The sequence below is a fragment of the Streptomyces pseudogriseolus genome, from assembly GCA_002154585.1.
GTDB classification, from domain to species: Bacteria; Actinomycetota; Actinomycetes; order Streptomycetales; family Streptomycetaceae; genus Streptomyces; species Streptomyces pseudogriseolus.
Map to the genome: position 1 here is coordinate 1 of MUNG01000452.1, position 1,490 is coordinate 1,490.

At 76.2% G+C, this 1,490-nt stretch carries 2 protein-coding genes; both read right to left on the reverse strand.

Annotation, left to right across the window (positions count from 1 at the left end; translation table 11 throughout):
* Window positions 1–11: 11 nt before the first annotated feature.
* A complete protein-coding gene (locus CCN29_RS30720; RefSeq protein ID WP_006136409.1) occupies window positions 12–596 on the reverse strand; it encodes a DUF5998 family protein in 585 nt (194 codons plus the stop codon).
* Window positions 597–647: 51 nt separating this feature from the next.
* On the reverse strand, window positions 648–1,490 hold an 843-nt coding region (locus CCN29_RS30725), incomplete at its 5' end, for an acetate--CoA ligase family protein (RefSeq protein WP_442538573.1).

Here is a 1,490-nt window from a genome sequence, read left to right on the forward strand (position 1 = left end):
GGGGTGGGCCATCAGCGCGGGTCCGCGGTCGCCTCGGACAGGGCCTGGGCGAAGGCCAGCGCCTGGCGCACGGTCTCCGGGCCGTCGCCGGCCTCGCTGACGCGCAGGCTCAGGTCGTCGGCGGTCGAGCTGCCCGTGTAGCCGTGGTCGGCCTCGCAGTCGGGGTCGCCGCAGGCGGCCGGCTCCAGGTCGATGCGGGAGACCGCGCCCCAGCCGATGGTGAGCACGATCTCGCGGGGCAGGGTGCCCGGCGTGTACGACTCCGGGTTGGCGACCACGCGGCTGACCACGATCGACGAGATCCGGCCGAGCTTGACCGACTCGGTGGACGTGGTGGCGTACGGCGCCGGGGACGTGCTGTCCGCGGCCTGCTCGTCGGTGTGGCTGACGATGAAGCGGTTGGCGGTGAGGACGAGCACGGTCACGTGCCGCCGCACCTCGTTCTGGTCGAACGTCGTCTCCTGATGGACCAGGTACGACCGCACGGGCTCGCCGCCCACGGCGGCCTCCACCGCCTCGGCCACGAGGGCCGGGTAGTAGCCGCTGCGCTCGATCGCCGCCCGCAGCCCCTGGGTCGTCGTACTGGTCTTGGCCATGACGCCCATCCTACGGGGGGCCACTGACTGCGAGGCACCGCTCGCCCGTGGTCAGTACGCGGGGAGGGTCCGGGGCCCGTGGTCGTCGCGGGCGGGCGGCGGCGCGAGGCGCACGGACGCACCGAGGACGCTGACGCCGTGCGGGGCGACGACGACCGGCTCCAGGGTGACCGCGACGACCTCCGGGTGGTCGTGGACCAGCCGGGACACCCGCAGCAGCAGCTCCTCCAGCGCGGGGGTGTCCACGGGCGCCGAGCCGCGCCAGCCGAAGAGCAGCGGGGCGGTGCGGATCGACCGGACCAGCGAGGTGGCGTCCCGGTCGGTCACCGGGATCAGGCGGTGCGCCATGTCGCCCAGCAGCTGGGAGGCGGCCCCGGCGAGCCCGAAGGACAGCACGGCGCCGGCCGCCGGGTCGATGACCGCGCGGACCACCGTGTCCACCCCGCGCGGGGCCATGCGCTGCACCACCGGGCGCAGCTCCTCCGGGCCGCCGAACAGCTCGGTGAGCTCGGCGTACGCCCGGCGCAGCTGCTCCTCGTCGGCCAGGTCGAGACGGACGCCGCCCAGGTCGGCGCGGTGCCTGAGGTGCGGGGCGGTCGCCTTGAGGGCGACCGGGTAGCCGAGCGTGCGGGCGGCCCCTGCGGCGGCGTCCGGGGTGGGCGCGGGCAGGGCGCGGTGGACGTGGACGCCGTAGGCGCCGAGCAGTTCGCAGGTGGCCTCGGTGGTGAGGGTGAGGCCCTGGCCGCGGGCGAGCAGCCCGTGGACGAGGGCGGCGGCGCCCCGCTCGTCGATGTCCTCGTACTCGGGCACCTTGCCGGGGTCGGCGGCCTCCCGCCGCCACTGCCCGTACGCCACGGCCTGCGCGAGCGCCCGTACGGCCCGCTCGGCGGCGGG

Coding starts and splice junctions, on each gene's coding strand:
- CCN29_RS30720 (WP_006136409.1), bottom strand. CDS start 596: ATGGCCAAGACCAGTACGACGACCCAGGGGCTGCGGGCGGCGATCGAG.